Below are 796 nucleotides of genomic sequence, written 5' to 3' on the forward strand. Positions count from 1 at the left end.
ATCCTGACAATGCCCTGTTCGTCGGCAAGAAGCTGCCTGCCGGCAAAGATCCGACGCTCTCCAACGGGACTGTAGCTGATATGGTGAACGTTGACGGCGTGCGAAGAACTGTCGGATTCGCCGCTGTGGGGGAAGACCTTCTTGTCAGCTACGGCCTCGGCAAGGCGCAGACTTTCACCAAGATCGAACATCGCACGCAGCGCGACCTGTTGTTCATCCTCATGAGCGCCCTGATCGTCTTGATCCTGACGGCGTGGGGCGCCCAACGGTTCATCCAGCGCCCGTTTGCACAATTGGTTGACGCCGCGAACCGATGGCGGCTCGGCGAATTCGGCCGGCGTGTGGACATCCCGGGCAATTCGGAAATCGCGCGGGTCGCCAGGGCATTCAACGCCATGGCCGATGCGCTGAAGCACCGTGAGCACGAATTGTCCGAAGCGAGGGAGCAGTTTCATCAGAGCCAGAAGATGGAGAGCGTCGGCCAGCTCACCGGCGGCGTCGCGCACGACTTCAACAATCTGCTCACGGTGGTCTCCGCGAACCTCGAACTCATCGAGGCCGGCGATGATATCGGCAAGATCCGGCACTTCGCCGCGGCTGCGCGGCGTGCTGTCGATCGGGGGGCAAAGCTGACCGCGCAGCTTCTTGCCTTCTCGCGCCGGCAGATATTGAATCCGAGTCCGGTCAACGCAAACCAGCTTGTTTCCGAGTTCCAGGGAATCATTCGCAAGGCCGTTGGGGAGGCATGCCGGGTCAAGGTGTGGACCAGTGAAGGATTGTGGCTGTGCCATGTCGA

At 61.1% G+C, this 796-nt stretch carries 1 protein-coding gene and 1 pseudogene; both read left to right on the forward strand.

Annotated elements, in window-relative coordinates:
- Positions 1 to 221: 221 nt before the first annotated feature.
- Positions 222 to 353 (forward strand): annotated as a pseudogene (locus tag AC5ZG1_RS44065) (hypothetical protein); the annotation flags it as partial.
- 42 nt (positions 354 to 395) lie between these two features.
- On the forward strand, positions 396 to 796 hold a 401-nt coding region (locus AC5ZG1_RS44070; RefSeq protein ID WP_496136524.1), incomplete at its 3' end, for a histidine kinase dimerization/phospho-acceptor domain-containing protein.

This window comes from Bradyrhizobium sp. Leo78 (genome assembly GCF_059512425.1).